We start from the raw sequence: 5,895 nt of genomic DNA on the forward strand, positions 1-5,895 counted from the left end.
GCCAGAGGATGTCGCTGCGCTCTCGCGCGGTCAGCGCCGCCCATCCAGGCTGGGCGACATGGGCTTTGCCGATCGCGGCGCGTGTCTCCTCGACGCCCATGTCGGGAAGCTTCGCCAGCAATTCGCCGGTCGATGGGTTGAAGATCTCGAATGTCCGGCCGCTCGCAGGCGTGCCAAGGCACGGCAAGCGGTCAATGGCGACGAACAGGTCGGGGGATTTCAGGTGACGGATCAAAGGCGGGCAGAGCGGCAATTCCGGATTCCTCCTCAACGCGGCTGATATCTGTCGCAGGGTGCGGTTGTCTATCCCGTACGTCCGATTTCAGCATAGGGCCTCGGACGGCCCGCGGGTAAAACCCACGCGCGATTATTGCTCATCCGGGAGAGGAAAACCGTCGACCAGACCGATGGGATCGCCAAGTCGGTCATTTTTGTCCAGCGAGGGCGTTGAAAACATAGCGCTTGGCAGCACGCACGCTTTCTTCCACCGAGACCCCGAGCGCAAGAGAGGCGGCAATGGCGCTGGAGAGCATGCAGCCCGTCCCCCGCATCTCGCCAGGCAGCCGCGGCGCCTTCAATCGAAGCGGCGTTCGGTCCGGCTGCACCAAGAGGTCGACTGCATTCGTGCCGCGCGCATGACCGCCCTTGACGAGGACGGCGGTCGAGACGGATCTCGACAACGCCTCACCCTGTCGGCAAGCCGATGCCTCGTCGACTGCGATCGCCGATCCGGTCAGCACCGCCAATTCAGGCAGGTTCGGCGTGACAATCCGGCAAAGCGGCATGAGATAACCACGCAGCGAGGCGACAGCGTCTTCCATGATCAGCGCCCCGCCGGACGAGGAGGCGAGGACCGGGTCCAGCACCACCGGAATGTCGCGATGATCCTGTATAACCGCCACGACTTCTGCGATCGCGCCGCTGGTGCCAAGCATTCCGACCTTGATGGCCTTCACACTGTTGGCGATGAGTGCGGCCCGCATCTGGGCCACGACAAGATCTGGCGGCATATGCTCGATCCAGGTGACCGCCTGATGTGTCTGGGCGGTCACCGCCGTCACGGCGACGCACGAGCTGAGGCCGAGTGCCGCGATCGTTTCGACGTCGCGCGTCACTCCGGCTCCGCCGCTTGAATCGATTCCTGCGACGATCAGCACGTGAGACTGCGCATTCATCGCCACGGCGCTGTTGCCTCGAGCCACTCGCGTACGCGCGCGTCGGGATCGGCGGCGCGGATGATGTCGGTAACCACCGCCGCACTTTGGGCGCCATGTGCGAATACACCGGGAAGCCGCTCCAGGTTCAGGCCGCCAATGGCGACGAGCGGCATTGGCGCGACACGCTTGCCCCATTCGGCTAAGCGTTCAAGGCCCTGAGGCGCCCATTTCATCGCCTTGAGCATGGTGGGGTAAATCGGCCCGAGCGCGACGTAGTCGGGCTCCGCGAAGAGCGCCGTTTCCAACTCGATGCCGTCATGCGTGCTCAGTCCAAGCTTCAGGCCGGCGCGCCGGATTGCTCCAATGTCGGCGCCCTCCAGATCCTCCTGGCCGAGATGGACGAAATCGCATCCCTCCTCGATCGCCAGGCGCCAGTAGTCATTGATGATGAGCTGGCAGCCGTGGCGGCCGCACACCGCCTTCGAGGCACGGACCTCTCGGCGCAGCGAAGCTTCGTCCTGGTCCTTGATGCGCAGTTGCACCAGTTTCACCCCAAGCGGCACCAGACGTTCGATCCATGCGGCGGACTCGACGATCAGGTAGAACGGATCGAGTTTCATGAGAATGCCGCCATGCCGATGACCGGGGTGGAGGGGACAGCCATGTCGCGCGGTTCGAGCAGGCCGGCGCCATAGGCCTCGCGGCCCGCCTCGACCGCCTTGCCAAAGGCCGCGGCCATGGCAACGGGATCGCCAGCCTTGGCGACCGCGGTGTTCAGAAGCACTGCATCGTAGCCGAGCTCCATAACGGCTGCGGCATGGGACGGGCGGCCGATACCGGCATCAACGATCAGCGGAATACTGGGGAAATGGCCGCGCAGGCTGCGCAGCGCATCGGGGTTTTGTGGCCCGCGCGCCGAGCCGATCGGCGCGCACCAGGGCATCAACAGCCTGCAGCCGGCGTCGAGCAGGCGCTCGGCAACGACGAGGTCGTCGGTCGTGTAGGGGAAGACCTCGAAGCCGTCCGAGGCAAGAATCCTTGCCGCTTCGACCAGCCCGAAGACATCAGGCTGCAGCATATCTTGGTTGCCGATCACCTCGAGCTTGATCCAGGCGGTACCGAACACCTCGCGTGCCATCCGCGCCGTGGTGACCGCTTCGCTCACCGAATGGCAGCCGGCCGTGTTGGGCAGGACGCGAACGCCCAGAGACTGGACTAGAGACCAGAACTGGCCGCCAGATTTGCCGCCGGACGTTTCGCGGCGCAGCGACACGGTGACGATCTGCGTGTCGGACGCTTTCACCGCCTCGGCCATGACTGCGGGCGAGGGGTAAAGCGCAGTCCCAAGCAGAAGGCGGGACGAGAATTTCTGTCCGTAGAGTTCAAGCAAGGGATCACCCTCCCTTCATCGGTGCGAGGATTTCGATGCGGTCGCCTTCTGCAAGCCGGCAGCTATCGCGCTCCCTGGCAGGCACAACGTCGCCATTCAGCGCGGTGGCGAGCCAGGTACCTTCGAAATCGAGTTCGGCGAGCAGCGTAGCAAGTGTCTCGGCTGCGACGTCGTGAATTTGGCCGTTAACAGTGAGCTTCAAGGGCACGCTCCTTTGCTGCCGGGTTTCCCAGAATGAGGTCGGCTGCCTGCCGCGCCATCGCCGGCGCGAGCAGGAAGCCGTGACGGTAGAGACCGTTGATGCGAATGTTCCTCCCGTCGCGCTCGACGCGCGGCAGGTTGTCGACAAAGGCGGGGCGCACGCCGGCACCCGTTTCAACCAGTTCGGCCTCGCCGAAGGCAGGATGCAGCGCGTAGGCGGCGCTGAGCAGCTCCATGGTTGAGCGCGCGGTGATCGGGCCGGCGGCATCGCACTCAATCATTGTTGCGCCGACCATGAACAGGTTTTTCCCGCGCGGCACGACATAGACCGGGATGCGCGGGTGAAGCAGGCGCAGTGGCCGGGTCAGCGAGATCTCGGCTGTTCGCAGGATGAGCATCTCGCCACGCAGGCCGCGCAGCTCGGTGCGTCTGTCGGCGATGCCGGTGCAGTCCACCTCGATATCCGCGACGGCGGACAACGCGCGGTGGCCGAGCTCGAGGCGCACGCCCACGCCGAGCAGCTTGTCTCGAAGCGCGAGCAACGCCTTGCGCGGATCGAGATGCGCTTCCCCGGCGAAGAACAGCCCACGCCCGAAGCGGCCGGCAAGGCCCGGTTCGAGGGCCGCGATCTCAGTGGCGCCCAGCTGCCTGAAGCCGGAGGTGCGGCGAGCGAACCGGTCCAATTCGCCGACATCGCGGGCAGGTGCCAGCACCAGCGTGCCGTTGCGCGAGACATAGCCGGGCAGCGCCGAGTCCCACCAGTCGGCCGCGCCTAGCCCGAGTGTCTGCACCGCCTCTTCAGCACTCTCACGCTCGCACCAGGGCGCGAGCATGCCGCCGGCCTGCCAGGAGGCATTGCCGGCGATCTCCATGCGCTGCTCGACCACGGTCACATCGGCGCCGCGTGTTGCCAGCTCGTGCGCGAGCGTCAGCCCGGCAACGCCGGCGCCGCGAATGAGCACCTTCATGGTTTGGTCGAACTCCCCGCGGTGCCGTCGACGGGCATATAGAGGTCGCCGCCGTCCCGGTATTTCGCCGCCATTGCCGCGAGCCCTTCCTTCTGTGTCCCAGCTTCTCTGGCTGCATCGCGAATGTAGTGGGAGATGCGCATCGAGCAGAATTTCGGCCCGCACATCGAGCAGAAATGCGCCACCTTGTGCGCTTCCTTCGGCAGGGTCTTGTCGTGGAAGGCGCGCGCTGTCTCGGGATCGAGCGAGAGGTTGAACTGGTCCTCCCACCTGAACTCGAAGCGCGCCCGCGACAGCGCGTCGTCCCTGACCTTGGCGGCCGGATGGCCCTTGGCGAGGTCGGCGGCGTGCGCGGCTATTCTGTAGGTGATGACGCCGGTCTTGACGTCGTCGCGGTCGGGCAGGCCGAGATGTTCCTTCGGCGTGACGTAGCAAAGCATGGCCGTGCCGAACCAGCCGATCATCGCCGCGCCAATGCCTGATGTGATGTGGTCGTAGCCCGGCGCAATGTCCGTGGTGAGCGGTCCGAGCGTATAGAACGGCGCCTCGCCACAGACCGCGAGTTGCTTGTCCATGTTCTCCTTGATCCTGTGCATCGGCACGTGGCCGGGGCCTTCGATCATTACCTGGCAGTCCTTGGCCCAGGCGATCTTCGTCAGCTCTCCAAGCGTTTCCAATTCGGCGAACTGAGCGGCGTCGTTGGCGTCGGCGATTGAGCCGGGGCGAAGGCCGTCGCCGAGCGAGAACGCCACGTCATAGCTGCGGCAGATGTCGCAGATTTCCTCGAAATGCTCGTAGAGAAAGCTCTCCTTGTGGTGATGCAGGCACCACTTGGCCATGATCGAGCCGCCGCGCGACACGATGCCGGTGACGCGGTCGACGGTGAGCGGAATGTAATGCAGCCTTACGCCGGCATGGATGGTGAAATAGTCAACGCCCTGCTCGGCCTGTTCGATCAGCGTATCGCGAAAAACCTCCCAGCTCAGGTCCTCGGCGATCCCGCCGACCTTCTCAAGCGCCTGGTAGAGCGGCACCGTGCCGATCGGGACCGGTGAATTGCGCACGATCCATTCGCGGATGTTGTGGATGTTACGGCCGGTTGACAGATCCATCACCGTGTCGGCGCCCCAGCGGATCGCCCAGACCATTTTTTCGACCTCCTCAGTCATCGACGAGGTGACCGCCGAATTGCCGATATTGGCGTTGATCTTGACCAGGAAATTGCGGCCGATGATCATCGGCTCGCTCTCGGGATGGTTGATGTTGGAAGGGATGATGGCGCGGCCGCGTGCCACCTCGTCGCGCACGAATTCCGGTGTGACGAAATCCGGGATCGCGGCGCCGAAGCTCTCGCCGTCACGGTGAAGTTTCGAACGCAACTGCTCGCGGCCGAGGTTTTCGCGAATGGCGACGAACTCCATTTCCGGCGTGATGATGCCGGCGCGTGCATAGGCGATCTGGGTGACGGGACGGCCGCCGGCGGCGCGCAACGGCCTGTTGCGCACGGGGAACTCCGGCGTCAGGCGATCGGCGGAGACGAAACCGTTGTCTCCGGGCTTGATCGTGCGGCCCTCATAGCGCTCGACATCGCCGCGTGCCTCGATCCCTGTCTCGCGCAATCGTGGCAGGCCGCGCTCGATATCGGTTATCACGGCGGCGTCGGTGTAGGGACCGGACGGATCGTAGACCGTGACCGGCGGCTCGCCGGCGCTCGGGTGGACCGAAATCTCGCGCATCGGCACACGCAGGTCCGGATGAATCCGGCCGGGCTTGTGGACTTTCTTGGAAGCGGGGAGTTCGCCGACGGTGACGGTCGGGGGGTGGGCATTCATGAGTGAGCCTCCTTGCTCTGATGCAACGGAGACCCAGTTCACGCGATGAGGAGGAAGGACGCTTCGCTTGGAAGACGGGCACAGCCCGAATGCCGAAGCCGGATTGCCGACCCGTGAAGCCTCGCACCGTCCCTACGCCAGTATGAACTGGATCAGGTTCAACGGGTCACTGCGCGCGATAGCAGTATCTCAGCCCCTTGCCGGGACTCCCCTGGTGAGAGGACACGTTTGACGATGCAGAGGCGCCCTGTCAACTGTTCTGACAGGCAGGTCAGGGCAATCGGGTGAGTTAACACGTGACATATGGCGCCAGTGCTGAATCTGTGAGTCCCCAATTGATTCGATTG

General features: G+C 64.5%; 7 protein-coding genes and 1 riboswitch. All 7 genes read right to left on the minus strand.

The window, feature by feature from the left end:
- A partial coding sequence (locus ACWGTI_RS31920; protein WP_454590607.1) for an aldehyde dehydrogenase family protein occupies window positions 1-253 on the minus strand: 253 nt, incomplete at its 3' end.
- Window positions 254-425: 172 nt separating this feature from the next.
- Complete coding sequence (locus ACWGTI_RS31925) at window positions 426-1,175, minus strand: hydroxymethylpyrimidine/phosphomethylpyrimidine kinase (protein WP_454590609.1); 750 nt, start codon at window positions 1,173-1,175, stop codon at window positions 426-428.
- Window positions 1,172-1,777, minus strand: a complete 606-nt coding sequence (locus ACWGTI_RS31930) for a thiamine phosphate synthase (RefSeq protein ID WP_454578836.1) — start codon at window positions 1,775-1,777, stop codon at window positions 1,172-1,174. Before ACWGTI_RS31930 ends, ACWGTI_RS31925 begins: the two co-directional genes overlap by 4 nt.
- Window positions 1,774-2,547: a thiazole synthase gene (locus tag ACWGTI_RS31935; protein ID WP_454578837.1), complete on the minus strand. Its 774-nt coding sequence runs from the start codon at window positions 2,545-2,547 to the stop codon at window positions 1,774-1,776. Before ACWGTI_RS31935 ends, ACWGTI_RS31930 begins: the two co-directional genes overlap by 4 nt.
- A 4-nt stretch (window positions 2,548-2,551) precedes the next feature.
- Entirely contained in the window at window positions 2,552-2,749 is a 198-nt protein-coding gene (gene thiS / locus ACWGTI_RS31940; RefSeq protein ID WP_454578838.1) for a sulfur carrier protein ThiS, read from the minus strand.
- Window positions 2,733-3,716 (minus strand): FAD-dependent oxidoreductase, encoded by a 984-nt coding sequence (locus ACWGTI_RS31945; RefSeq protein ID WP_454578839.1) that lies wholly within the window; start codon window positions 3,714-3,716, stop codon window positions 2,733-2,735. Before ACWGTI_RS31945 ends, thiS begins: the two co-directional genes overlap by 17 nt.
- Window positions 3,713-5,548 (minus strand): phosphomethylpyrimidine synthase ThiC, encoded by a 1,836-nt coding sequence (thiC, locus tag ACWGTI_RS31950; RefSeq protein ID WP_454590608.1) that lies wholly within the window; start codon window positions 5,546-5,548, stop codon window positions 3,713-3,715. Before thiC ends, ACWGTI_RS31945 begins: the two co-directional genes overlap by 4 nt.
- A 111-nt stretch (window positions 5,549-5,659) precedes the next feature.
- A riboswitch (TPP riboswitch) is annotated at window positions 5,660-5,771 on the minus strand.
- Window positions 5,772-5,895 lie beyond the last annotated feature (124 nt).

Source organism: Mesorhizobium sp. ArgA1 (assembly GCF_053714375.1).